Raw genomic sequence first — 25,420 nt, 5'->3', positions numbered from 1 at the left:
GCACGGAAAACTCTCAAATGCGATAGCCGGCTCCTCCAGGAGCCTGGAGCGGGAGGTAAGCGCGAGCCTACTGCACGAGATCGGCGACGGTGGTTGCGGCCTTGAGGCCGGTGCCGGTGAGAACGGCGACCGTGGTCTCGTTCGCATTGATGGCGCCGGTTGCGGCGAGCTTGTCGAGCGCCGCAGCCGCGCTGGCGCTGGTCGGCTCGGCAAATAGGCCCTGGCGCGCGAGGCGGCGCAGGGCGGCGACGATCTCGTCCTCGGTGAGCGCGATGGTGCCGCCGCCGCTCTCGCGCAGGGCGGCGATGATCTCACGCAGGCGGAGGGGAGTCTTGATCGCGGTGCCCTCGGCAACGGTCTTGCTCACCTCGCGCGCGACCGGCGTATCGACACCGGCCTTGAAGCTTGCATCGATCGGCGAGCAATTGAGCGGCTGCGCCGCGAACAGGCGCGGCAGCTTCGAGATCTGCCCGGCCTTCAACAGCTCGCGGAAGCCGAAGGCGCAACCCAGCAGACTGCTGCCGGCGCCGACGGGAATGATGACGTTGTCGGGCGCGCGGAATCCCAGATCTTCCCAGATCTCGTAGGCCAGCGACTTGGTGCCTTCGAGGAAGAACGGCTGCCAATTGTGGCTGGCGTAGAAGGTCTGGCTCGACTGGCGGATGGCCTCGGCTTCGGATTCCTCGCGCGGGCCCTCCACGAGCTGCACGGTCGCGCCGTAGGCGCGCACCTGCGCGATCTTGGCCGGCGAGGTCGAGGCCGGCGCCAGAATCTTGACGCGCATGCCGCCGGCCGCACCCAGCCCCGCCATCGATGAGCCGCCGTTGCCGGAGGAATCCTCCAGAATGGCGTCGACGCCGATCTGTCGCAGGAACGACAGCATCACCGCCGAGCCGCGGTCCTTGAAGCTGCCGGTCGGGTTGAACCATTCGAGCTTGAACAGCGGGCGCAGCGCGCCCCAGTCCTGCTGGATCAGCGGCGTGCAGCCCTCGCCGAGCGTGATCGGGTCCTTGATCTCGACCGGCAGCGCCGCCCGGTAGCGCCACAGCGAGCGCGTCCGGCCATCGATGTCCTCGCGTGAGATGCCAGCCCCCGGCGTCACCAGCAGCGGCGTGCGCTCGTCCGAGCACCAGCGCGGCTGGTCCAGGGGATAGAGCTTTCCGTTGCGGGGATCGATGTAGCTGGCGGCAGGCATGGCAGTCTCCAAGGCAGGGCAGCACGGTGCGCCGAACTTGAAGCCCACCGCACGAAACGAAGCAACACCTTGAAAACACGAAAAACGGAACTATTTCAATTCCTTAAACTGGCCTCACCGGCAGGCGGCGAGCGCGATGAGCGGCGTCGGCAGGTCCGATGACGAGAATTTGGCCCCGAACGGCCCCTGCGCCCTGCCACGATTAACTTGTCTGTCGTCGCCGGCCGCTACAATATGTTGGATTGAGCTTGCGCCGCCGGTTCGGCGTCGCAAGTGAGCCAGGCCCGTCCGAGCGGCGGGCCGTTGGCTTTTTGGGAGCCTGGACATGAGCCGTGCCAACCGTACCGACCACATCCGCCTGACCTCCCATCCGGAGCCGGGCAGGAAGGCCGCCTTTCCCATCCATTGGGGCGCCGCTGATGCGCGCGCGCGCGGGCCGATCATCGGCACGGTGTCGCGCGCAGGGGATCGCAACGTGATTGGCAGCCATGGCGGGTCCTACGCGATGTACCGCGCGCTCGCGGTCTCCGCCGGCGCGCTTGATCCGATTCGCAGGCCTGACCTCACGAACACCTTTCCGGCCGCGACCATCGGTCCGTTCGAGCAATGGACCGATCCTACAAAAATCGTCGCGCTCGATCCCTGGGGGCATCTGGTCGCCGAGAATTTTCGCCAGGAGATCGCTGAGGGCGCGGACATCCGCCCGAGCATCGCGGTGACGCGGGCGCGGCTCGATCTGCCGGAGATCCGCGAAGCGCTCGCCGCAAAGCGGCTGCGCGCTGACGGCGAGGTCGTGCACGCCAATGGCAGCGTGTCGGTGGTGAAGATCGCGATCGATCCGGTGTGGCACCTGCCGGGCCTTGCGGCGCGATTCGGCACCGGAGAGACCGAGTTGCGGCGCACGCTGTTCGAGCAGACCGCCGGCATGTTCCCGGAGCTGGTGACGCGCCCGGACATGAAGGTGTTCCTGCCGCCGATCGGCGGCACCACGGTGTATCTGTTCGGCGACGTGACAAAACTGCCGGACCATCGCACCAGGATCACCTGCCGCGTGCATGACGAGTGCAACGGGTCCGACGTGTTCGGCTCCGACATCTGCACCTGCCGGCCCTATCTGATCCACGGCATCGAGGAATCCGCGCGCGGCGCACAGGAGGGCGGGCTCGGGCTCGTCGTCTACAACCGCAAAGAAGGCCGCGCGCTCGGCGAGGTTACCAAATTCCTGGTCTACAATGCGCGCAAGCGGCAGGAGGACGGCGATGCGGCCGCCGCTTATTTCGAGCGCACCGAGTGCGTGGCTGGCGTCCAGGACGCGCGCTTCCAGCAATTGATGCCGGATACGATCCACTGGCTCGGCCTCAAGCGCATCGATCGCTTCCTGTCGATGAGCGACATGAAATACGACGCGCTGACTTCGCAAGGCATCGACATCGTCGAGCGCGTGCCGATCCCGCTGGAGCTGATTCCGGCCGATGCCCATGTCGAGATCGCCGCCAAGAAGGCCGCCGGCTATTACTCCACCGACATCGCGCCGGAGCAGTCCGTGAACGGCGTCGTCGGGCGCTCGCTGGAGAAATACTGATCGCGATGGCGGACGCTTTGGACTCGCAGGCGCGCGCGTTGCTCACCGCAAGGGCGGTGCGCGCGCGCGCCGGGCAGATGCTCGAGCTCGGCCTTGCCGGCGGGCTCACTTATTTCACTGTCGATCTCGGCCGCATCGATGGCGTTGCCGATGCCGTGCTCGCGGTGACCCGTAAAGCCTATCCGACGCTCGACATTCCGTTCCATGCGCGCTGGCGGCACTTCGTGCTCGGCGGCGTCGACCGCTGGGCCCGGCTCGCCGATGCTGCGTCCTGGCCGGATCGCGCGGCGCGGGCGCGCGCCGAGTTCGACCTCGCCATCGTCAGCGTGCTGCTCGATGCAGGTGCCGGCGCAGCATGGCGCTATCGCGACAGCGTGACGGGAGCAGACGTAGGGCGATCGGAAGGGCTTGCGATCGCGAGCCTCGACATGTTCGCGAGCGGGCTGTTTTCACACGATGCGCGCGCGCCGTTCAGGGCCGATGCGGAGGTGCTTGAAAGACTGCCTCTTGGCTCACTCACCTCCGCCTTTCAGGTGACCGAGGCCAATCCGCTGCTCGGCCTGGAGGGACGCACCGACCTGCTGCAGCGTCTGGGCAGGCAGGTCTCGGAGCCTGGGGACGTGTTCGGCCTGCACGATACGCCGCGGCCGGGTGGTCTGTTCGATCACATCGCGGCGCAGGCTGTAGATGCCACCATCGCCGCGCCCGCGATCCTGTCCGCGGTGCTGAACCAGCTCGGGCCGATCTGGCCGTCGCGACTTGAGCTTGCGGGCGTGCCGCTCGGCGATTGCTGGCGGCATCCGGCGATCAAAGCGGACGACGGCACGGCAGGCCTCGTGCCGCTGCACAAGCTGTCGCAATGGCTGAGCTATTCGCTGATCGAGCCGCTGCAGCGCGCCGGCTTTGAGGTGACCGACATCGACGGCCTCACGGGCCTTGCCGAATATCGCAATGGCGGCCTGTTCGTCGATCATGACGTGCTGCGCCTGCGCGAGGCCGCCGACGCCGAGCGCGCGCATGCGGTGGATTCGCTGCTCGTCGTGGAGTGGCGCGCGCTCACAATTGCATTGCTCGACAGGTTGGCGGAGCGCATTCGCGCCAAGCTCGGCCGCACGCCCGAGACCTTGCCGCTTGCGAGCATCCTCGAAGGCGGCACCTGGGCGGCGGGCCGCGCCATCGCATTTGCACGCCGCCCCGATGGATCGCCGCCGCTCAAGGTGATCAGCGACGGCACGGTTTTTTAGAGAATGGATAGAGATTTTCGGCCAAGCGCGTCATTGTGAGCGCAGCGAAGCAATCCAGAGTCCCACCGCGGGCAGATTCTGGATTGCTTCGCTGCGCTCGCAATGACGTCTCGGTGATTTCAGGAGCATCCCATCATGGAAGGCGTCACGATCGTCGATCATCCGCTGGTGCAGCACAAGCTGACGCTGGTGCGGGACAAGTCCATCTCGACCAAGTCGTTCCGCGAGCTGATCAAGGAGATCGGCATGCTGCTGTGCTACGAGGTGACGCGCGACCTGCCGCTTACCGATACCGTGATCGAGACGCCGCTGGCGACGATGCACTCGGCCAAGATCGCCGGCAAGAAGCTGGTGTTCGTGCCGATGCTGCGCGCCGGCACCACCTTCGTCGACGGCATGATGGATCTGGTGCCGACCGCGCGCGTCGCCCATATCGGGCTCTACCGCGAGCCGCACAGCTTTGCCGCCGTGGAGTACTTCTTCAAATCGCCGTCCGACCTCAGCGAGCGCCTCGCCATCGTGGTGACGCCGGTGGTCGCCACCGCCAACACCGCCGTCGCCGCCATCGACCGGCTGAAGGAGCGCGGCGCCAGGGACATCCGCCTGGCTTGCCTGATCGCGGCACCGGAAGGGCTCGAGCGGCTGCGCGGATTGCATCCGGACGTGCCGATCTGGACCGCGGCGGTGGATGAAGGGCTCGACGACAACGGGTTCATCCTGCCGGGCCTCGGCGATGCCGGCGACCGCGCCTACGGAACGCGGTAAGTGCTGGGCGCGTTTTAGGAACAGCTTCCGCCGCGCGAGGTTCTCCTGCACCAACAGGGAGAGCACGATGACCTATCAGAATGATGACCCCAGGACTGACCGTGCACGCCGCAACAGCCCGGTCGGCTGGGCAGTCGGCGCGATCTTCGTGATCGCCGTGGTCGCGGCCGTCTTCTTCTACAATGGTCGCGAGTTCGGTCCCCAGACCACGACCTCGAACCCGAACACGGCGCCGAACGTCACCACCGGATCGAATCCACCGGCTGCGCCGGCGAAGTGATGCGCTAGGAGCGGGCCGTCACACCTTCCCGCTGCCGCAGATGCCCTTCAGTGCCTGCCATTCCTTGTCGGTCAGCAGCGGCGGGCCGCTGGCGGGCCGGTCCTCCTTCGTCATGCGCGCGAGGCGATCCTCGGTCAGCGGATGGCTGGCGAGGATATTTGTCAGGCCGGAGCCGCCCTCCTTGCCGGTGATGCGGAACATCAGTTCGGCCGCGGGCTTCGGCGAACGGCCGAGCGCATGCATGATCTCGATCGCGAAAGTGTCGGCGCCGGTCTCGGCTTCGCGCGAATAGGACGCTTCGACCAGACTGCGCGAGGCGAAGATCACGGCCGAGGAGCCGGTAATGTCGCCGAACAAGAGGCCGATCAGGAACGAGGTGCCGCCGTTGTAGATCAGGCCGCGCATGTTGTCGTAATGCTTGAGATGGCCGAGCTCGTGGGCGAGGATGCCGGCAAGCTCGTCGGGACTCTGGGCCTTGTCGAGCAGGCCCTTCAGCACGAACACCTTGCCGCCGGGCAGCGCGAAGGCATTCGGCACCGCGGTCGGCAGCACGCCGGCCGTCATGGTGTCGTCGAGGCCGGCCGCATCGCGCAGCCGGTTGACGAGCTTCGTGAACGCGGCCTTGCCCGCGGGGTCTTCGCACACGCTGCGGCCGAAGATGGTCTTCATCTGGACCTCGGCCGCGTCGCCGATGCGCCGTTCCACGGGCTTAGGCACCAGCGGCGCGAGCCGGTCGGCGGCGAGCGGCACGCCGAACAGGACGACGCAGACGATGGAGACGGCGGCGGCAACCGACCAGCCCACGATCTTCGCGACGCCGCTGCGCGTCGTCCGGTGCTCGTCGAGACGCGTGCAGCGGGCCGCCACGTCCGCGGCGAGCGCCGCATCGCGGATCTCCAGCCGAGCCAGAGGCGGTGCAGACGTCGCAGCCAAGCGCAGGATTCCGGGGGGACTGTCGGCGCGGCGAAGGTCGGCATAGGCCCAGCGAACTGGCGTTGCGCCGTCCTCGGCGATCTCGAGCGCATCACTGAGCGTCAGCGTCACCTGCCGTCTGCGGCTCGACACGCCGTCGAAGAAGATGGTCGGCCTCTCCGACTGCGCCGGGGTCTCGGCAAACACGTCACTCACAGCTCAGAATCCCGCGACATCGAGTCCGTCGGCAAAGCCTTCGCCGAGCGCGCCGGCAAGCTGACCGCTGCCGCGCACGTCCGCCGCGGCCCAGATGTTGTGTACCTCGACGGTCTCCAGCACCTTGGCCCAAAGATCGCGCTGAAGATAGACCCGCATGACGATGTTGATGGCAAGGGCGAGTGCGAAATAGCCGATCACCATCATCACCACCATCGGGATGCTCTTCGTCGCATTGTCGCCGGCGAAGATCTCCTCGGCGGAAACGCCGGTGAGCGAGACGACCAGGAAGGCGCCGCCGGCCATATAGGCCGTAAACGCGACCGTGAGCAGCATCCACCAGCCGATCACCTTCCAGTACAGGCCGTAGAATGCGTCATGCGGCAGCTTTGAGGACAGGCTGACGCCACCGATGCGGATGCCGTCGAGCCACCAGCGCCATTCGCGCGCCTTGAACTCGGCATAGAAGAACGGTGCGAGCGGGAAGACGACGAACGCGATCGGGCTGAGCAGCCACAGCCACCAGCCGCGCTTGAAGAAGGTCCAGCCGTCGGCTTCGAAATCGCCGCGGAGATCACCGTAATGGGTGTGCCGCATCTTGTAGCGTTCGAGCGCCGCCGCGCGCCAGGGCAGCGCAAGACCGAGCGTCAGGAGCACCAGCAAGCCCCACAGCATGGCGCGAAACGCGTAAGCCCAGCCCGAGCCGTCCATCCAGAAACGGACGCCGCGCCAGACCGTGCGCGTCAGGCGGTAGCGCCGCGCGCGAAAAATCGCGAACTGGCCGAAGGCGTAGAAGGCGATGAAGAGCGGCGTCGAGGCAAAGGCCTGCCAGCGCTCGAACTCAATGCCAATGAGAAAATAGGCGAGATAGATCGGCACCAGGATCGCGAGCGCGAACAGGAAGCCGACCAGGAGCTCCTTGGCCCGCCCGGTGTATTCGGCCGCGTCGCCGTCGATCGCGGTGTGCGTCCACAGGTGACGGCGGATGTCGGTGACGAGCCAGAACCGGTAGAAGCCGAAGGTGACGAGCTCGAGCATGGCACCCTTGGTGACCATTTTGCGGAACTCGGAGCGGCTGCCGGAGAAATCGACCCGCGTCGCCGGCAGCGGCGGGGGCAAGGGTTCGGACCCGATCGGGGTCCATTTCATGTCGTTCACGGGCGGCAACCTCGGGATGCGGATGTGTTCCGGCCAAACTATAGATCAGAGGTTAGTCGATCCCCAAGATGGGCGGGTTCGATTTGGCTCGATTCCAGCCGGTTTCTCGCACGATTCTCTGTCGTCCGGCGTGCGGGAGGTCACGTTCTCGTGGCGTCGTGACGATCGTGCGACGCGCTCGTGAAGGCTGGATATGGCAAAACTCTCCCTTGCCCCGGCGCAGACAACCGGCTGTAATTGCAAATCAAATACCGCAGCGCAGAATTCAACGACGCGCGGTTCATGTCCAGGGAGAACGGTCATGCATGGGACCATCGAAAGCGCGGCCAAGCTCGACGCCTTGCGCGAGCGCGCCATGTCGCTGCCGCTGGAGCAGTTCGATCCTGGCGACCCCGAATTGTTCAGGACCGATACGTTCTGGCCCTATTTCGATCGGCTGCGCCGCGAGGATCCCGTGCATTACTGCAAGGACTCGATGTTCGGGCCGTATTGGTCGGTGACGCGCTACAACGACATCATGGAGATCGAGACCAACCACGCGGTGTTCTCCTCGGCCTCCGCGCTCGGCGGCATCACCATCCGCGACATAGATCCGGATCTACGCCGTGAGAGTTTCATCTCGATGGACCCGCCGCGCCATGCCGCCCAGCGCAAGACCGTGGCGCCGATGTTCACGCCGACACACCTCGACAATCTCGCCATCAACATCCGGAAGCGCTCGGCCGAGTGCCTGGACAATCTTCCCCGTGGCGAGGTGTTCGACTGGGTCGATCGCGTCTCGATCGAGCTCACGACGCAGATGCTGGCGGTGCTGTTCGACTTCCCCTGGGAGGATCGCCGCAAGCTGACGCGCTGGTCCGATATCGCGACCACCATTCCCGGTCCCGACGGCCTCGTTGCCACCGAGGACGAGCGGCAGGCCGAGCTGACGGAATGCGCGGTCTATTTCTCGAGGCTGTGGAAGGAGCGCATCGAGCAGCCGCCGAAGAGCGACCTGTTGTCGATGATGGCGCATGGCACTGCTACGCGCGACATGGATGCGAAGAACTTCCTCGGCAATCTCATCCTCCTGATCGTCGGCGGCAACGATACCACGCGCAACACCATGTCGGGCTCGCTTCTCGCGCTGAGCCAGCATCCGGAGCAATATCGCAAGCTGCGCCAGAACCCCGATCTGCTCGACAGCTTCGTGCCGGAGGTGATCCGCTGGCAGACGCCGCTTGCGCATATGCGCCGCACGGCGCTGTCCGATTTCGAGTTCCGCGGCAAGCAGATCAAGAAGGGTGACAAGGTCGTGATGTGGTACGTCTCGGGCAACCGCGACGAGGACGTGATCGACAGGCCCTACGAGTTCATCATCGACCGTGCCCGCCCGCGTACGCACCTGTCCTTCGGCTTCGGCATCCATCGCTGCGTCGGCCTGCGGCTCGCCGAGCTCCAGCTCAAGATTATTTGGGAGGAAATTCTCAAGCGGTTCGACCATATTGATGTGGTCGGCGAACCCACCCGGGTCTATTCGAGTTTTGTAAAGGGTATCGAAACGCTGCCGGTGAAGATTGCTGCGTGAGTCGAACGCAACGGAGCCACGATCATGAACATCCAAGCGCCGGTTAAAGTGGACAAGGCCGAACGCATGCGGAAGGCGCGCGAGGAGGCCTATGCGACGCCGCTGTCGCAATTCCACCCCGGCGCGCCACGGCTGTTCCAGGACGACACGCTGTGGCCCTGGTTCGAGCGGCTGCGCAAGGAAGAGCCAGTGCACTACTGCACCAATGCGCCGATCGAGCCGTACTGGTCGGTGGTGAAGTACAACGACATCATGCATGTCGACACCAATCACGGCATCTTCTCCTCGGATTCCAAGCTCGGCGGCATCTCGATCCGCGACGTGCCGGAAGGCTACGACTATCCGAGCTTCATCGCGATGGACCAGCCCCGGCATTCGGCGCAGCGCAAGACGGTGTCGCCGATGTTCACGCCGACACACCTGGACGAGCTGGCAAAGCTGATCCGCCAGCGCTCGCAGACCGTGCTGGACAATCTGCCGCGCAACGAGACGTTCAACTTCGTCGAACGCGTCTCGATCGAGCTGACCACGCAGATGCTGGCGACCCTGTTCGACTTCCCCTGGGAGGAGCGGCGCAAGTTGACGCGCTGGTCCGACGTCTCCACCGCGCTGCCCAAGAGCGGCATCGTCGCCAGCGCCGAAGAGCGCCGCCGCGAGATGGACGAGTGCTATGCCTACATGTCCAAGCTCTGGAACGAGCGTGTCAACTCCGCGCCGCGCAACGATCTGTTGTCGCTGATGGCGCACAACGAGGCCACGCGCCACATGGACCCCGACAACCTCATGGGCAACATCATCCTGCTCATCGTCGGCGGCAACGACACCACGCGCAACACCATGACCGGCTCGGTGCTGGCGCTGAACGAGAACCCGGAGCAATACGACAAGCTGCGCGCCAATCCGGAGCTGATCGATTCCATGGTGCCGGAGGTGATCCGCTGGCAGACGCCGCTGGCGCATATGCGTCGCACCGCATTGCAGGACACCGAGATCGGCGGCAAGCACATCAGGAAGGGCGACCGGGTCGTGATGTGGTACGTCTCCGGCAATCGCGACGAGGAGATGTTCGACAAGCCGAACGAGTTCATCATCGACCGCCCCCCGCCCGCGCACGCACCTGTCCTTCGGCTTCGGCATCCACCGCTGCGTCGGCATGCGCCTCGCCGAGCTGCAGCTCAAGATCGTCTGGGAGGAGATGCTGAAGCGCTTCGACCGCATCGAGGTGGTCGGCGAGCCCAAGCGGATCTATTCGAGCTTCATCAAGGGATATGAGACGCTGCCGGTGCGGATTCCGGGCTGAGCTCTCTCCTACCGTCATTGCGAGGAGCGAAGCGACGGAGCAATCCAGACTGCCACTGCGGAAAGATTCCTGGATTGCTTCGCTACGCTCGCAATGACGGGGCGACTTCCGCGTATAACACTGGTCGCAGAAAGCTCGGCGGCAGCCCAGCTATAAAATTCCGGCATGACAGCTCGCGCCAGATGCGAAGGCACGACCGCGCGCGGCTGTTCTACCACACGCCATCTAACTCAGCCGGATGTCCCACACGCCTTCCTTGCGGCAGGCGGCGACTTCCTCGCGCAACAGCGAGGTGATGGCGAGCGAGGCCGTCGAGGCCGGGCGGTCGATTGGAGAGGCAAAGATGAGCTCGCGGGTCATCGGCTTCGATACGGGGGCGGTTTCCAGCCGCCCGTCCGCGACCTCGCCATGGACCGAGGACGGCGGCAGCAACGCGAAGCCCAGGCCCTCCTCGACCAGGCTCGTCAGGACGCGAAACGAATCCGCCTCCAGCTGGACGTCGAGCTTGATCTTGCGCTGGGCCGCGGCGTGCTCGATCAGCGCCCGGAGGCCGTGGGAATGAGAGGGCAGCACCAGCCGCTGCCGCAGCAGCCAACCGATGTCCACGCTCTTCTTGCGGGCAAGGCCGCAGCCGCGCGGACCGACCGCGACGATATTGTCGCGCCCGAGGCTCTGCACGTTGAGATGCAGGTCGGCCGAGCGGCCGTAGAGAATGGCGAGGTCCATCTCGCCGCGATGCAGCCATTCGACCAGGTGGCCGCTGTAGCTCTCGACGATGCGCAGCGAGATGCCGGGAAATTTTTCGACGCAGCGCCGTGCAAAGCGCGCCGACAGCACGCAGCTCACGGTCGGAACGAGACCCAGCACGACCTGACCCGAGGGCGGGCCCTTGGCCGACTGGATGTCGTCGCGGATCTGGTCGATCTGCCGCACGATGCCGGAGGTGCGTGCGAGCAGCAGGCGGCCGGCCTCGGTCAGCACCATGCCACGGCCGTTGCGCGTGAAGAGTTCTGTGCGCAGCTCGTGTTCCAGCAGCTTGATCTGCCTGGAGAGCGCCGGCTGCGCCACGCGCAACGTGTCGGAGGCCTTGGACAGGCTGCCGAGCTCCGCCACGCAACTGAAGGTCCTGAGCTGCCGGAAATCCATGCTTGCCAACCCTGGAAGGCTACTCCATACGCTATAACAAATGAGCATAGGGGGCGGGCATTGTTTTCACAACGCCCGTGGGTTGGCCGGCGTTATCTTAACTGCCGCTGAGAATTGGAAACGCCATGAGTCAAGAACACCACACCGAAGATTACGCCGACATCCGCGAGGCCGTTGCCAAGCTCTGCGCGCAGTTTCCCGGTGAATATTGGCGCAAGCTCGACCGCGAGATGGCCTATCCCAAGGCGTTCGTCGATGCGCTGACCGAGGCCGGCTATCTCTCGGTGCTGATCCCCGAGGAATATGGCGGCGCGGGCCTGAAGCTGTCGGCCGCCGCGGCGATCCTGGAAGAGATCCAGCGCGCCGGCTGCAACGGCGGCGGCTGCCATGCCCAGATGTACACGATGGGCACGGTGCTCAGGCATGGCAATGCCGAGCAGAAGGCAAAATACCTGCCGAAGATCGCGAGCGGCGAGTTGCGCCTGCAGGCGTTCGGAGTCACCGAGCCGACCAGCGGCACCGACACCTCCTCGCTGAAGACCTTCGCGCGCAAGGACGGCAACGGCAGCTACATCGTCAACGGCCAGAAGATCTGGACCAGCCGCGCCGAGCATTCCGACCTGATGGTGCTGCTGGCGCGCACCACGCCGAAGGACCAGGTCAAGAAGCGCACCGACGGCCTGTCGGTGTTCATCGTCGACATGCGCGAGGCCAAGAACAACGGTCTCGAGATCCGCCCGATCCGCACCATGATGAACCACGCCACCACCGAAGTGTTCTTCACCGACATGAGGGTGCCGGCGGAGAATCTGATCGGCGAGGAAGGCAAGGGCTTTCGCTACATCCTCTCCGGCATGAATGCCGAGCGCATCCTGATCGCGGCCGAATGCGTCGGCGACGCCAAGTGGTTCATCGCGAAGGCGACGAATTACGCCAAGGAGCGCGCCGTGTTCGGCCGGCCGATCGGCCAAAATCAAGGCATCCAGTTTCCGATCGCTAAGGCCTATGCATCGATGCGCGCGGCCGAGCTGATGGTGAAAGAAGCGACCCGCAAATACGAGGCCGGGCTCGATTGCGGCGCGGAGGCCAACATGGCCAAGATGCTGGCGGCGGATGCGTCGTGGGAAGCAGCGAATGCGTGCATCCAGACCCATGGCGGGTTCGGCTTTGCCGAGGAATACGACGTCGAGCGTAAATTCCGCGAGACGCGGCTCTACCAGGTGGCGCCGATCTCGACCAACCTCGTGCTGTCCTACGTCGCCGAGCACGTGCTCGGCATGCCGCGCTCGTACTGAGGCCACAGCCATGGGAGCATTGGACGGGATCAGGGTGATCGCGGTCGAGCAGGCGGTGGCGGCGCCGTTCTGCTCCTCGCGCCTGGCGGATGCCGGCGCGGAGGTGATCAAGATCGAGCGGCCCGAGGGCGATTTCGCCCGCGGCTATGACGCAGCGGCCAAGGGCCAGAGCAGCTATTTCGTCTGGCTCAACCGCGGCAAGCAATCGGTCGTGGTCGATCTCACGACGAAGGAAGGCCGCGCCGAGCTGGAGACGCTGATCGCAAGCGCCGACGTGCTGATCCAGAACCTGAAACCCGGCTCGATGGACAAGCTCGGCTTCTCGCGCGAGCGGCTCTTGAAGGACTATCCCAAGCTGATTTCCTGCACGATCACCGGCTATGGCGACGAGGGTCCCTACGCCCACCGCAAGGCCTATGATCTCCTGATCCAGGCCGAGAGCGGCCTTGCCTCGATTACCGGCAATCCCGATGGCGCCTCGCGCGTCGGCATGTCGATCGTCGACGTCGCGACCGGCGCCACCGCGCATGCGGCGATCCTGGAGGCGCTGATCGCGCGCGGGCGCACCGGCAAGGGCGCCGACATCCGCATCTCCATGTTCGACGTGATGGCGGACTGGTGCACCGTGCCGCTGCTCAATGCCGAAGCCGGCAATCCGCCCAAGCGCATGGGCCTGCGCCATCCCTCGATCGCACCCTACGGCGTGTTCACCTCCAAGGACGGCAAGGACATCCTGATCTCGATCCAGAGCGAACGCGAGTGGAAGACGCTGTGCGCGAAGGTGCTGGATCAACCGGACCTGCCGGCCGATCCCCGCGTCGCCAACATGGTCGAGCGCGTGCGCAACCGCGACTTCACCGACACCACGGTGGCCGACATCTTCGGCAAGATGACGCGCGACGAGCTGTTGAAGCGGCTCTCGGACGCGGACATCGCATTCGCCGAGGTCAACACCATGGCCGATCTCGCCAATCATCCGCATCTGCGCCGCATCGAGGTCGACACGCCGAACGGCCGCGTCAGCTATCCCGCGCCGGCGCCGATCATCGTCGGCGAGGCTCGCAGCTACGGCGCCGTGCCCGCCATCGGCGAGCGTCCCCAGTCCAAGTAAGAGAGCGAGGCGTCATGACCGAGAAGCTCGATATCGATCATCTCAGGCAATGGATCGGTCGCAGCCAGGAGGCCACCGACATTGTCACCGCGCAGCTCGTGAAGGGCCTGCGCGCGACGCTGTTCCAGGAGGTCGGCGAGCCCAAGGCGGGCGACGCCGCGCCGTTCACGGTGCATTGGTGCTTGGCGCAGCCGGTGTTTCCGATGTCGATGTTGGGGCCCGACGGCCACCCGACCCGCGGCGGCTTCCTGCCCCCGGTGCCGCTGCCGCGCCGGATGTGGGCCGGCGGCGAGATCGAGTTCTTGCAGCCCTTGCGCGTCGGCGATGAATCGACGCGGACTTCGCGCATTGCCGACGTGCAGGTGAAATCGGGATCGACCGGCACGCTGTGCTTCGTCTCGGTCGAGCACAGCATCTCCTCGCCGAGGGGCACGGCGATCCGCGAGCGGCAGGACATCGTCTATCGCGAGATGAGCGGCGCGCCGGCTGGCGGCAAGGCGTCGCCTCCGCCGCCGCAGGCGCAGCATCGCGAAACGCATGTGTCCGATCCCGTGCTGCTGTTCCGCTACTCCGCGCTGACCTTCAACGGCCACCGCATCCATTACGACCGCGACTACGTCACTGAGGTCGAGGGCTATCCGGGCCTGATCTTCCACGGTCCACTACAGGCAGCGCTGATCGTCGAGATGGCGGCCAAGCTTCGTGGCGGCAAGGCGCCGAAGAAGTTTTCGTATCGCGGCGTGCAGCCGCTGTTCGAAGGCACGGAGTTCTCGGTCAACGCCAACGAGACTGAGGCGGGCATGGAGCTGTGGACCGCGAACGCGGAGAGGCAGCCGACGATGAAGGGCACGGCGGTGTGGTGAGCCACCACTGTTAGACCCTCACCCTGAGGAGCCGCGCAGCGGCGTCTCGAAGGGCGAGGCCACCAGCCGGGCCTTCATCCTTCGAGACGCGCGAAGACGCGCTCCTCAGGATGAGGAACTAAGAGGGGATGGAATCGATGTCCAAGAACGGCAAGACCGGCAGCAAGTCCGTCACCGTGAAGCAGGCGACGCTCGACCTGCTGCGATCGTTTGGCATCGACAGGGTGTTCGGCAACCCTGGTTCGACCGAGCTGCCCTTCCTGAGCGACTGGCCCGACGATATCGACTACGTGCTGGCGCTGCAGGAAGCTTCCGCCGTCGGCATGGCCGATGGCTATGCGCAGGCGACGCGCAATGCCGGCTTCGTCAACCTGCATTCGGCGGCCGGCGTCGGCAACGCGCTCGGCAACATCTACACCGCGCATCGCAACCAGACCCCGCTTGTGATCACCGCAGGCCAGCAGGCGCGCTCGATCCTGCCCTTGCAGGCCTTCCTCTATGCCGAGCGCGCCTCCGAGTTTCCGCGGCCTTATGTGAAATACAGCGTCGAGCCGGCAAGGCCGGAGGACGTGCCCGCCGCGATCGCGCGGGCCTATTACACCGCGATGCAGCCGCCGTGCGGGCCGACCTTCGTGTCGATCCCGATCGACGATTGGGCCCATGCCTGCGCGCCGGTCGAGGCGCGCAAAGTGAGCCGCGAGATCGGCCCTGAGCTGGAGCCGATGAAGGCGCTGGTTGCGGCGCTCGCCTCAAGCAAACACCCTGCGCTCGTCGTCGGCCCTGGAATCGATCGCGCCGGCGCGGTGGATCTGATGGTGCGCGTCGCCGAGAAGACCAGGGCGAGCGTCTGGGTTAGTCCGTTCTCTGCACGCTGCTCGTTCCCCGAGAGGCATCCGCAATTCGCGGGCTTTCTGCATGCCTCGCCGGCGCAACTGTCCGACGCGCTGCGCGAGCACGATGTCGTCGTCGTCATCGGCGCGCCGGTGTTCACCTTCCATGTCGAGGGCCATGCCGCGATCTTCGACCGCGGCGCGACCATCTTCCAGATCACGGATGATGCGGATGCCGCCGCGGTGACGCCATCAGGCACCAGCATCATCGCGACGATGAAGCCGGCGCTGAGCCTGCTGCTCGACCTGCTGCCGGAGAGCAAGCGCGCCGCGCCGAAGGGCCGCACGCTGCCGCCGGCGCCGCAGCCTGCCGATCCGCTGCCGGTCGAATTCCTGCTGCATTCGCTGTCGCAGGCGATGCCGGAAGGCGCTTCACTTGTCGAGGAAGTGCCCTCGCACCGGCCGGCGATGCAAAAATTCCTGCCGATGCGCGGCCAGGACAGTTTCTACACCATGTCGAGCGGCGGCCTCGGCTACTCCCTGCCGGCCGCGGTCGGCATGGCGCTGGGCAAGCCGAAGCAGCGCACCGTGTGCCTGATCGGCGACGGCTCGGCGATGTATTCGATCCAGGCGCTCTGGACCGCCGCGCAGCGCAAGCTGCCGCTCACAATCGTCGTCATCAACAATTCCGGCTACGGCGCGATGCGCTCGTTCAGCCAGGTGATGCAGGTGCGCAACGTGCCGGGGCTGGAACTGCCGGGGATCGATTTTGTCCGGCTTGCCGAGGGCATGGGCTGCCATGCGGTGCGGGTGACGAAGGCTGCGGAGCTGGGCGAAGCGCTGAAGCGCGGCATGGCGTATGCGGGCACGAGTCTCGTCGAGGTCGTCGTGGATTCCGCAGTGCCGGTGCTGTACGGGCAGAAGCATTGACGGCGTCATCACGACGCCAAAAAACCTCCGTCCGCCGCGAGCACATGCCCGACGACATACGACGACGCATCCGACGACAACCACACCACCGCCTCGGCGACCTCCTCCGGGCTGCCCATCCGCCGCAGCGGCAATCCCGCACTGACCGTTGCCACATCGCCGACGCCGGCGCGCAGCATCATGTCTGTGACGACGCGGCCGGGCGCGATCGCATTGATGCGAATGCCACGCGGCGCGTTCTCCATCGCCGCCGAGCGCGTCAGCGAGATTGCGGCGGCCTTTGAGGCCGAGTAGAGCGAAAAGCCGGGATTGGGATTGCGCACCCCGCTGACGGAGGTGTTGACGACGATGCTGCCGCGCCCCTGCGCCAGCATCGCCGGCAACTGATGGCGCAGGCAGAGGAACAGCGCGCGGACATTGGTGTCGAACACGCTGTCGTAGATCTCCGTGCCCTGCTCCTCCAGCGGCGCGCGGCGCTCCTGGAAGCCGGCATTATTGAAAGCGACGTCGAGCCGGCCGCAGCGCCCGACGGCTGTGGCTACGAGGCGCGCGACCTCGTCATCCTCAGTGATGTCGGTCTTGAGCGCGATCGCCTCCGTGCCGAGCTCGCGGCACGCGGCGGCGGTGGCCTCGATCTCGGCCTCGCGCCGGCCGGCGACGACGACCGCTTCCGCCCCTTCGGCAGCCATCCGCAGCGCCGTCGCGCGCCCGATGCCGCTGCCGCCGCCCGTGACCAGGCAGACCTTGCCGCTCATCCGCTGACCTGCCGGCAAAGCTCCGCTCATGGTCCGCTCCAAGACACTTGCGCGCGCCGTTGCGCGCATATAGTTGTATGATACAACTATATGCCGGGAGTCAAGATGGCCGAGCTTTCGCTGATCGACGACATCCGCGCCGCCTCGCGCTTGATGGTGCGCGAACTCGGCTTCATGGACGCCACGGTGGCGGCCTCGGGCTATCCGCCCTCGGCGGTCCACACCATCCTGGAGATCGGCATCCGCGGTCCGATGTCGTCGGGCGAGCTCGGGGATTTCCTGCGGCTGGAGAAATCCAGCGTCAGCCGCCTGGTGCGCAAGCTGATCGATTGCGGCGAGCTCAAGGAGACGCCGGACGAGGCGGATGCGCGCAGCAAGCTGCTATCGCTGACGGCGAAGGGCCGGCGCACGCTGGAGGCCCTCCATGCGTTCGGCCGGCAGCAGGTGCGCGGCGCGCTAGCGGCGCTGACGCCGGCCGAGCAGCGCACGGTGTGCGAGGGCATGATGCTCTATGCGCGCGCGCTGCGGGCGAGCCGGGTGGGGGAGACGGTGGCGGTGGTGTGATGCGCGAGGTTGCTGAAGCTGCTCCTACACGCTCGGTGTCATCGCCCGCGAAGGCGGGCGATCCAGTACTCTGAGACGGTTGTGGTTGAGCCGACGGGGGCGGCATACTGGATGCCCCGCCTCCGCGGGGCATGACAGCGTCTAGCGTGGGAGCACCTAACGGTCACTTCCCGAATTCTTCCCGCATCCGCGCCTGGATCTTGGCCATGCCGCCGATCCAGCGGTCGTAATTCTCGGTCTTCTTGCGCATGTAGCCGAGCACTTGCGGGTGCGGCAGGATCAGGAACGTCTCCTGCTCGAGGCCGGCGAGCACGTCTTTCGCCACTTGCTCGGGCGTCAGGTCGCCGTCGCCGGATTGCGGGCCCTTGGGAATCGAGCGCAGCATGTTGGTGTCGACACCCTGCGGGCAGAGGATCGAGACCTTGATGTTGTGGGCCTTGTGCGAGATCGCGAGATTCTCGGCAAAACCGACCGCCGCGTGCTTCGTCGTCGAATAGGCCGGGCTGCCGACCTGCGACAACAGGCCCGCGGCCGAGATGGTGTTGAGGAAATAGCCGCCGCCGCGCGCCCTCATGCGGGGGACGAGATGCCGTGCCGCATAGACATGCGCCATGACGTGGATCGCCCAGCTGCGCTGCCACGGCTCGTCCGAAGCGCCGCCGGCATTCTCCGACATCGGATCGAAGCCGCCACCGATGCCGGCGTTGGAGCAGAACAGCGCGATCGGGCCGAACTGCCGCTCGGTCTCCTCGATGACGTGGACGATGTCCTTTTCCTGCGCGACGTCGCATTTGAACGCGGCGCCATCGACCATGGCCGCGACCGCTCGCGCATTGGCGGCGTCCATGTCCGCGACCACGACCTTGGCCGCACCCGCATTGTGAAAGGCCTCGCACAGCGCCTTGCCGATGCCGTTTGCGCCGCCCGTGACGACCACGACCTTGCCGGTCACCTGCATGCGACGTCTCCTCTCGTCTTATACCGCTTCGCGGAAACTTCTCAGCTCAACACGAGGTCGAGCACCGCGGTATAATGACATGCCGCGCCGGCCAAGACAAAGCCGTGCCAGATCGCATTCTGAAAGCGCAGCCGTCGCCAGGCGTGGAAGATCACGCCGAAGCTGTAGAGCAGGCCGCCGGCAAGGATGAAGCCCAGCACCAGCGTGGGCAACGCCCTGACCACGGCATCGTAGAGCATCATGCCGCTCCAGCCCATCGCGAGATAGATGCCGACCGAGACGCGGTCGAACCGGCCGGGATAGAGCAGCTTCAGCACGATGCCGAGGATTGCCACGCACCAGACGCCGGCCAGCAGCACCAACGCGAACACGCTGTCCTTCAGCTCCAGGATGAACGGCGTGTAGGTCGCGGCGATCAAAAGATAGATCGCGGAATGGTCGAAGCGGCGCAGCAGCCATTTAGCCGGCGAGACCGGCCAGAGATTATAGGTCGCCGACAGCACCAGCATCGAGAGCAGGCCGGCGACATAGACGGAGACGCCGACGATGTCGGTGGCGTCGGCATAGACCGCCGTCAGCACCACCAGCACCGTCGCGGCAATGATGCCCGCGAGCACGCCGATCCCGTGGACGATGCCGTCGGCGATCAGCTCGGCACGATCGTAGTCCCAGCCGATCGCGTCGGCTGCGGCGTGGACGGAAGAGGATGCAAGCTGCTTCAACTGGAAGACGGTCATGGCAATCCGCAAAGGCTCGAGGCAATGCCCTCTCGATGGGTGTTTCGGGACCGGCGGGTCGTTCAAACGGCTGATTTGCCGAGAAAGGCGGTGGAAGTATGAAAGCTTGAATTTCTTCAGGCAATTGCCACTTTTGTGACTAATCCGTTTTGCGTATCCCTCGCCCGAGATCCCCTCACGTTCATATGGCATTCAGTTTCCAGGATATGGTCGAGGAAGCGCGGCTGTCGGCGCGGGCGCTGATCGACTATGGCGAGCATTTCTTCAACCCGACGGTGCGGCTTGGTGTCACCGGTCTGTCGCGCGCCGGTAAGACCGTATTCATCACCGCGCTGATCCATGGACTGACGCGCGGCGGCAGGTTTCCGGTGTTCGAGGCCTATGCCTCGGGCCGGATCGCGCGGGCGCACCTGGCGCCGCAGCCGGACGATGCCGTGCCGCGCTTTGCCTATGAGACCCATCTGCGCGCGCTGATCGAGGAACGGCGCTGGCCGAGCTCGACCGTGGACATCAGCGAGCTCAGGCTCGTGATCGACTACCAGCGCCCGAACGGCGCCGACCGAACGCTGACGCTCGACATCGTCGACTATCCCGGCGAATGGCTGCTGGACCTGCCGCTGCTTCACAAGAGCTACGAGCAATGGTCGGCGGAGAGCCTGGCGCTGTCGCGCGAGGCGCCGCGCGCGCATCTCGCGGCCGAGTGGCACAGTCATCTCGCAACGCTCAAGCCCGAATCGCGCGAGGACGAGCAGGCGACGCTGACGGCCGCAAAGCTCTTCACCGATTATTTGCGCGCCTGCCGCGACGAGCGCTTTGCGATGAGCCTGTTGCCGCCCGGCCGCTTCCTGATGCCTGGCAATCTCGCCGATACGCCGGCGCTGACCTTTGCGCCGCTGGACGTGCCTGCTGTCGGGCAGGCGGGCGAGGGATCGCTGTGGGCGATGATGGTGCGGCGCTTCGAAGCCTACAAGGACGTCGTCGTGCGGCCGTTCTTCCGAGATCATTTCGCGCGGCTCGACCGTCAGATCGTGCTGGCCGACGCGCTCTCCGCTTTCAACTCAGGCCCCGAGGCGCTGCACGATCTCGAAGCCGCGCTATCAGGCATTCTCGACTGCTTCAACACCGGCCGCAGCACGATTCTCTCCAGCCTGTTCCGGCCGCGCATCGACCGCATCCTGTTCGCCGCGACCAAGGCGGATCATCTGCATCATTCGAGCCACGACCGGCTCGAGGCCGTGCTGCGCCGCGCGGTCGCGCGCGCGGTCGCGCGCGCGGAAAACACCGGCGCGGCGATCGACGTCGTGGCGCTGGCCGCGGTGCGCGCCACGCGCGAAGCGCAGGTGGCGCACGGCCGCGACAAGCTGCCGTCGATCCTCGGAACACCCGCCGCGGGCGAAAGCGCCGGGGGCGAGTTCTTCGACGGCAACACCGAGGTTGCGACCTTTCCGGGCGATCTTCCGCTCGATCCCGAACCGCTGTTCAACGGCACGGATGCGTTCCGCGGGCTCGCGACGGCGGCGGCCGGGAACAGCGATTTCCGCTTCCTGCGCTTCCGCCCGCCGAAGCTCGAACGCGAGGGTGCCGAAGAGCCGACGCTGCCACACATCCGCCTCGACCGTGCCTTGCAGTTCCTGATCGGAGACAAGCTGTCATGACCGAGCGATCCAAGCCACGGCGGCCGGCGACGTTCCGGCTCGACGATCCCGGCGTCGTCGTCGCCGAGGCCGATGAGACCGGCCGTCTCGGTCGCGTCACCATCCAGATCACGCCGGAGCCCGATCCGGCGATGCTGCCGGTGCCGGTGCAAGCCGCAGTCCCGGCGCGGCGCGGCTTTCCCTGGGGCACGCTGTTCTGGTCGGGGCTCGCCGGATTGACGCTGCTCGGCACCGGGCTCGGCGTGGTCCACCTGATCGAGGATCTGTTCGCGCGCAACGAGACACTCGGCTTCGTCGGGCTTGCCTTCGCCGCCGTCACCGCGCTGGCGCTTGCCGTGGTGATCGGACGCGAGGCGTTCGGTCTCGCGCGCCTTGCGACCATCGAGAAGCTGCACCAGCGCGCAGCTTCCGTGCTGGCCAGCGACGATCGCAAGGAGAGCCGCGTCATCGTCCAGGACCTGCTCAAGATCGCGCACCAGAATCCGCAGCTGGCGCGCGCCCGCGCGACGCTGGAGAGCCACGCCGGCGAGATCATCGACGGCGCCGACATGATCCGCCTCGCCGAGCGCGAGCTGATGTCGCCGCTGGACGCCGAGGCGCGGCGGCTGGTGTCCTCGGCCGCGCAAAAAGTCTCCATCGTGACGGCGGTGAGCCCGCGCGCCGCCATCGACGTGCTGTTCGTGTTCGTGGCGGCGCTGCGCCTGATCCGCCAGCTCGCTTATCTCTATGGCGGCCGTCCCGGCGCGCTCGGCATGATCCGCCTGCTTCGCCACGTCATCGCCCATCTCGCCATCACCGGCGGCATGGCCGCGAGCGACAGCCTGGTGCAGCAGATGCTCGGCCACGGCATCGCGGCGAAGCTGTCGCAGCGCTTGGGTGAAGGCGTGCTGAACGGGCTGCTGACGGCGCGGCTGGGATTGGCCGCGATCGATGTGACGCGGCCGCTGCCGTTCGCGGCCCTGCCGCCGCCGAAGCTGTCGGATCTGGCGACGGATCTGCTGCGGAAGAAGGACGGGGACGAGTAGATCGCTCCCTTGGACCGCCTCACTCCTTCAGATTATTCGCCCGCTTCACCCAAGCGCGCACGTCCTTGAGGACGGCGGGAAGCACGGCCTTGACCTCCGCCACGGTCATGCCCGCCTTGATGCGGGGATCGTACAGCAGGTTGAGGATGTACTGGTCGTAGACGTCGAAATAGCCCATCGAGACGTTGTCGTTGAACATGGTCCAGGGCACGCTCGTGGTGTCGTTGATCGGCCCGAGCGATTGCAGCAGCTCCTCATAGGCGCAATCGAGGAAGGTGAAATCGCCGTTGTCGACGGTGAGGATGACGTCGGAATGCTCGATCTCGAAATTGTCGTTCTTGCGGAAGCCGGACAGGCATTGCGGATCGAGCGAGGAGCGGATCTCGCGCGCCTTCTCGGCGCCGTAGAAGCTCGAGATGGTGCGGAACAGATCGCGGTCGCGCACCAGCTTCACGCGCACATTCGCCGCTTCGTTGGTGTCGATCATGGCGATGTCGAGATGCTGCACGCGCTTGCCGATGTCGGCCACGACCTTGGCGAGCTGCGTCTTGCGATCCTCGCGGTCGCTCTCGGCGTAGACGCGCACCGGCCCGTCGAACTTGCGGATGCGGTCGACGCGGCCGGCAAGATGGTATTCGGCGCCGAATGCCGTCTTCAGGAAGCCCTCGATGATCTCGCCGTCGGTGAAGCTCTTCTTCTCGGCGCGCTGGCGCGAGGACACCGCGGGCAGCTCGCCGGCGGCAGCCATGGGTGCGATGTCAGGCGCGCAGGCGAGCGTCGCGAGGGCCAGCAGGGCGAAGCGAAAGCCGGGCGAGGGCGGGACGAATGCGCTCATCGTGCTGTGACGCTGCCGCATTCGCCCCGCGTGCACAAGAGCGCAAATTCACGCGCCGCGCGGGTTCCTGGTCAGTTGTTCAGCACCACCACCGGGGTGCCGATCGAGACGCGGCTATAGAGGTCGGTGACGTCGTCGTTGGTCATGCGGAAGCAGCCCGAGGAGACGGCCTGACCGATCGTCTCCGGCTCGTTGGAGCCGTGGATGCGATACAGCGTCGAGCCCAGATACATGGCGCGGGCGCCGAGCGGGTTGTCGATGCCGCCCTTCATGTGGCGCGGCAGGTCCGGCCGGCGCGCCAGCATCTGCGAGGGCGGCGTCCAGTCCGGCCATTCCTTCTTGGCGGTGATCCTGTGCACCCCGGCCCAGCGGAAGCCGTCGCGGCCGACGCCGATGCCGTAGCGCAGCGCCTGCCCGTTCCCGAGCACCAAATAGAGCCGCCGCTCGGCGGTGTTCACCACGACGGTGCCCGGGGCGTAGGTGCCGTTATACATGACGGTGGTGCGGGGGATCGGGCTCGCGCCGCCGCGGCCGATATAGCTGGTGGAACTGGTGCCCGTGAAGTCTATCATCCCCGTCGCGGACGCGTCGGTTGCGCCAGCCAGCAGCAGCGCCATTGCGGCCATCGGAGCGGCAAAAAACCGGATCATCATCTCCCCCAGAAAAAATCGATTCAACCGGACCCAGAGGCCATATTTGCGCGCGTTTCGCAAGCCACGGGCCCGTGAGGGTCGCATCGTTAACGACTGACGTTACCAAATCGCAACTGCGCCAATTTGCTGGAAAGCGTTAGCCAAATCCGCGTCTCACCACGCGGGGCAGGGCCGCAATGCCCGCTATTGCTTTGACGGGCGGCGCGAACAATGATTGATCGAACGGATTGCTGGAAATGCCGGTTGCGGGAGCAGACAGAATGAACGGTGCGGAAAGCCTGGTGCGGACGATGGTCAAGGGCGGGGTGGACGTCTGCTTCACCAACCCCGGCACCTCCGAGATGCATTTCGTCGCGGCGCTCGACCGTGTCCCCGGCATGCGCTGCGTGCTCGGCCTGTTCGAAGGCGTGGTGACGGGCGCGGCCGACGGCTATTTCCGCATGAAGGGCACGCCGGCCTCGACCCTGCTGCATCTCGGCCCCGGCCTCGCCAACGGCCTTGCCAATCTGCACAATGCCAAGAAGGCCAATTCCGGCATCGTCAACATCGTCGGCCAGCACGCCGTCTACCACATCGGCTACAATGCCCCGCTGACCTCGGACATCGAAGGCCTGGCCCGGCCGATGTCGTCCTGGGTCCGCACCTCGCCGGATGCCAAATCGGTCGCCGCCGACGGCGCCGCGGCAATTGCCGCCGCCAAAAGCGCGCCGCCGCAGATCGCGACCCTGATCCTGCCCGCCGATACCGCCTGGAACGAGGCCGACGGCATCGCCGAGGTTCCGGCCGAGCAGCAGCGCGCCAGCTATTCGCCGCAGGCGGTCGAGCAGGCCGCAAAGATCCTGCATGGCGACGGCGAAGGCACGCTGCTCCTGATGACCGGCAGCGCGCTGAGCGCGCAGGGTCTGGCCCTGGCCGAGCGCATCGCCGGCAAGACCGGCTGCACGGTGATGGGCCCGACCTTCCGTCCGAAGATGGCGCGCGGCCGTGGCCGTTTCTCGATCGACCGCATCCACTACGTCATCGATCAGGCCCTGCCGATGCTGGCGAAATTCCGTCACATCGTGCTGGTCGAGTCCGACGACCCCGTGGCGTTCTTCGCCTATCCGAACAAGCCGAGCATGCTCAAGCCGCAGGGCTGCGAGGTGCATCGCATGACCTCCTGGGGCGAGAATTCGGTCGCCGCGCTCGAGGCGCTCGCTGGCGCCGTGAAGGCCAGCACCAGGGACGTCAAGCCGCAGGCGCTGCAGGAGCTGGTCAAGCCGACGGGCGCGCTCACCTTCGCCTCCATCGCGCAGGCCATTGCCTGTGCGATCCCCGAGAACGCGATCATGGTCGACGAATCCCTCACCACCGGCCGCGGCTTCTTCCCGCCGACGGCGGCGGCCGCCCCGCACGACTGGCTGCAGAACATGGGCGGCTCGATCGGCTTCTCGACGCCGCTGTCGATCGGTGCCGCGATCGCCTGCCCGGACCGCAAGGTGATCACCATGGTGGGCGACGGCAGCGCGATGTACACGATCCAGTCGCTGTGGACCCAGGCACGCGAGAACCTCGACATCGTCACCATCGTGTTCGCCAACCGCATCTACCAGATCCTGCGCGGTGAGTTCGACAATGTCGGCGCCGGCGAGCCCGGCCAGCGCGCCAACGACATGCTCCGCCTCGACCGCCCGACCTTGGACTTCGTGGCGCTGGCCAAAGGCATGGGCGTTCCCGGCCGCGCCGTCACCAACGCCGACGAGTTCAACAAGGCGCTGGCAGAGGCCGTCGCCGAGCCCGGCCCGCGCCTGATCGAAGTTCAGATGTAGGGCGGCAGCAGACAGAGCGCCGTGAGCCCGGAGGCA

At 66.1% G+C, this 25,420-nt stretch carries 22 protein-coding genes and 1 pseudogene; 14 read left to right on the top strand and 9 right to left on the bottom strand.

Annotation, left to right across the window (positions count from 1 at the left end; genetic code table 11):
- Nucleotides 1–67 precede the first annotated feature (67 nt).
- On the bottom strand, nt 68–1,195 hold the full coding sequence (locus ABIA45_RS22225; RefSeq protein WP_404653643.1) for a pyridoxal-phosphate dependent enzyme: 1,128 nt from the start codon (nt 1,193–1,195) through the stop codon (nt 68–70).
- A gap of 325 nt (nt 1,196–1,520) precedes the next feature.
- On the opposite strand from ABIA45_RS22225, the gene ABIA45_RS22220 reads away from it, so the two are divergent.
- The 4 genes from ABIA45_RS22220 to ABIA45_RS22205 all read left to right on the top strand — a co-directional run bounded on the left by ABIA45_RS22220 (nt 1,521) and on the right by ABIA45_RS22205 (nt 5,066).
- Nucleotides 1,521–2,777, top strand: a complete 1,257-nt coding sequence (locus tag ABIA45_RS22220; protein ID WP_404653642.1) for a GTP cyclohydrolase II — start codon at nt 1,521–1,523, stop codon at nt 2,775–2,777.
- Between the two features lie 5 nt (nt 2,778–2,782).
- The gene (locus tag ABIA45_RS22215; protein WP_404653641.1) at nt 2,783–4,021 is read left to right on the top strand and encodes a URC4/urg3 family protein; all 1,239 of its coding nucleotides are present in this window, start codon (nt 2,783–2,785) and stop codon (nt 4,019–4,021) included.
- 135 nt (nt 4,022–4,156) lie between these two features.
- Nucleotides 4,157–4,786, top strand: coding sequence for a uracil phosphoribosyltransferase (gene upp / locus ABIA45_RS22210; RefSeq protein WP_036009715.1), 630 nt, complete (start codon nt 4,157–4,159; stop codon nt 4,784–4,786).
- A 67-nt stretch (nt 4,787–4,853) separates the two neighbouring features.
- Nucleotides 4,854–5,066 (top strand): hypothetical protein, encoded by a 213-nt coding sequence (locus tag ABIA45_RS22205; protein ID WP_036009716.1) that lies wholly within the window; start codon nt 4,854–4,856, stop codon nt 5,064–5,066.
- Nucleotides 5,067–5,084: 18 nt separating this feature from the next.
- Here the strand turns inward: ABIA45_RS22205 and ABIA45_RS22200 are convergent, their stop codons facing one another.
- Both ABIA45_RS22200 and ABIA45_RS22195 read right to left on the bottom strand, forming a co-directional pair.
- Nucleotides 5,085–6,194 (bottom strand): M48 family metallopeptidase, encoded by a 1,110-nt coding sequence (locus ABIA45_RS22200; RefSeq protein WP_404653640.1) that lies wholly within the window; start codon nt 6,192–6,194, stop codon nt 5,085–5,087.
- A gap of 3 nt (nt 6,195–6,197) precedes the next feature.
- Entirely contained in the window at nt 6,198–7,343 is a 1,146-nt protein-coding gene (locus ABIA45_RS22195; RefSeq protein WP_404655728.1) for a DUF898 family protein, read from the bottom strand.
- A gap of 310 nt (nt 7,344–7,653) precedes the next feature.
- Between ABIA45_RS22195 and ABIA45_RS22190 the strand changes: the two genes are divergently transcribed.
- Both ABIA45_RS22190 and ABIA45_RS22185 read left to right on the top strand, forming a co-directional pair.
- Nucleotides 7,654–8,919 (top strand): cytochrome P450, encoded by a 1,266-nt coding sequence (locus tag ABIA45_RS22190; protein WP_275502809.1) that lies wholly within the window; start codon nt 7,654–7,656, stop codon nt 8,917–8,919.
- Nucleotides 8,920–8,943: 24 nt separating this feature from the next.
- Nucleotides 8,944–10,219 (top strand): annotated as a pseudogene (locus ABIA45_RS22185) (cytochrome P450).
- A 225-nt stretch (nt 10,220–10,444) separates the two neighbouring features.
- On the opposite strand, the gene ABIA45_RS22180 reads toward ABIA45_RS22185, so the two are convergent.
- Complete coding sequence (locus ABIA45_RS22180) at nt 10,445–11,365, bottom strand: LysR substrate-binding domain-containing protein (protein ID WP_404543767.1); 921 nt, start codon at nt 11,363–11,365, stop codon at nt 10,445–10,447.
- 125 nt (nt 11,366–11,490) lie between these two features.
- Here ABIA45_RS22180 and ABIA45_RS22175 point away from each other — a divergent pair, with 125 nt between their 5' ends.
- The 4 genes from ABIA45_RS22175 to mdlC all read left to right on the top strand — a co-directional run bounded on the left by ABIA45_RS22175 (nt 11,491) and on the right by mdlC (nt 16,394).
- Nucleotides 11,491–12,660 carry an acyl-CoA dehydrogenase family protein gene (locus tag ABIA45_RS22175; protein ID WP_404653638.1) on the top strand — a complete coding sequence of 390 codons (1,170 nt, stop codon included), beginning with the start codon at nt 11,491–11,493 and terminating at the stop codon, nt 12,658–12,660.
- Nucleotides 12,661–12,670: 10 nt separating this feature from the next.
- On the top strand, nt 12,671–13,771 hold the full coding sequence (locus ABIA45_RS22170) for a CaiB/BaiF CoA transferase family protein (RefSeq protein ID WP_404653636.1): 1,101 nt from the start codon (nt 12,671–12,673) through the stop codon (nt 13,769–13,771).
- Between the two features lie 14 nt (nt 13,772–13,785).
- On the top strand, nt 13,786–14,634 hold the full coding sequence (locus ABIA45_RS22165; RefSeq protein WP_404653634.1) for a MaoC family dehydratase N-terminal domain-containing protein: 849 nt from the start codon (nt 13,786–13,788) through the stop codon (nt 14,632–14,634).
- A gap of 137 nt (nt 14,635–14,771) precedes the next feature.
- On the top strand, nt 14,772–16,394 hold the full coding sequence (mdlC, locus tag ABIA45_RS22160; RefSeq protein WP_404653632.1) for a benzoylformate decarboxylase: 1,623 nt from the start codon (nt 14,772–14,774) through the stop codon (nt 16,392–16,394).
- Between the two features lie 8 nt (nt 16,395–16,402).
- Here the strand turns inward: mdlC and ABIA45_RS22155 are convergent, their stop codons facing one another.
- Nucleotides 16,403–17,179: an SDR family NAD(P)-dependent oxidoreductase gene (locus ABIA45_RS22155; protein ID WP_404653631.1), complete on the bottom strand. Its 777-nt coding sequence runs from the start codon at nt 17,177–17,179 to the stop codon at nt 16,403–16,405.
- A gap of 75 nt (nt 17,180–17,254) precedes the next feature.
- Between ABIA45_RS22155 and ABIA45_RS22150 the strand changes: the two genes are divergently transcribed.
- A complete protein-coding gene (locus ABIA45_RS22150; protein WP_404653629.1) occupies nt 17,255–17,713 on the top strand; it encodes a MarR family winged helix-turn-helix transcriptional regulator in 459 nt (152 codons plus the stop codon).
- A gap of 163 nt (nt 17,714–17,876) precedes the next feature.
- On the opposite strand, the gene ABIA45_RS22145 is transcribed toward ABIA45_RS22150, so the two are convergent.
- Complete coding sequence (locus ABIA45_RS22145) at nt 17,877–18,671, bottom strand: SDR family oxidoreductase (RefSeq protein WP_128266575.1); 795 nt, start codon at nt 18,669–18,671, stop codon at nt 17,877–17,879.
- Nucleotides 18,672–18,712: 41 nt separating this feature from the next.
- Complete coding sequence (locus tag ABIA45_RS22140) at nt 18,713–19,408, bottom strand: hemolysin III family protein (protein WP_036009743.1); 696 nt, start codon at nt 19,406–19,408, stop codon at nt 18,713–18,715.
- Between the two features lie 185 nt (nt 19,409–19,593).
- On the opposite strand from ABIA45_RS22140, the gene ABIA45_RS22135 reads away from it, so the two are divergent.
- Nucleotides 19,594–21,063 carry a YcjX family protein gene (locus ABIA45_RS22135; protein WP_271541471.1) on the top strand — a complete coding sequence of 490 codons (1,470 nt, stop codon included), beginning with the start codon at nt 19,594–19,596 and terminating at the stop codon, nt 21,061–21,063.
- On the top strand, nt 21,060–22,088 hold the full coding sequence (locus ABIA45_RS22130) for a YcjF family protein (RefSeq protein WP_271541473.1): 1,029 nt from the start codon (nt 21,060–21,062) through the stop codon (nt 22,086–22,088). Before ABIA45_RS22135 ends, ABIA45_RS22130 begins: the two co-directional genes overlap by 4 nt.
- A gap of 19 nt (nt 22,089–22,107) precedes the next feature.
- Here ABIA45_RS22130 and ABIA45_RS22125 read toward each other — a convergent pair whose 3' ends face one another.
- Both ABIA45_RS22125 and ABIA45_RS22120 read right to left on the bottom strand, forming a co-directional pair.
- Nucleotides 22,108–22,923 (bottom strand): DUF2927 domain-containing protein, encoded by an 816-nt coding sequence (locus ABIA45_RS22125; RefSeq protein ID WP_036036088.1) that lies wholly within the window; start codon nt 22,921–22,923, stop codon nt 22,108–22,110.
- Between the two features lie 71 nt (nt 22,924–22,994).
- On the bottom strand, nt 22,995–23,495 hold the full coding sequence (locus ABIA45_RS22120; RefSeq protein WP_404546346.1) for a L,D-transpeptidase: 501 nt from the start codon (nt 23,493–23,495) through the stop codon (nt 22,995–22,997).
- A 341-nt stretch (nt 23,496–23,836) separates the two neighbouring features.
- Here ABIA45_RS22120 and ABIA45_RS22115 point away from each other — a divergent pair, with 341 nt between their 5' ends.
- The gene (locus ABIA45_RS22115; protein ID WP_157284959.1) at nt 23,837–25,384 is read left to right on the top strand and encodes an acetolactate synthase large subunit; all 1,548 of its coding nucleotides are present in this window, start codon (nt 23,837–23,839) and stop codon (nt 25,382–25,384) included.
- Nucleotides 25,385–25,420: the final 36 nt, after the last annotated feature.

The organism is Bradyrhizobium sp. USDA 336 (genome assembly GCF_044908355.1).
Classification (GTDB): Bacteria; Pseudomonadota; Alphaproteobacteria; order Rhizobiales; family Xanthobacteraceae; genus Bradyrhizobium; species Bradyrhizobium yuanmingense.
Note: the sequence above shows the minus strand (reverse complement) of the source record. Positions and strands in the feature narration are given on the sequence as shown.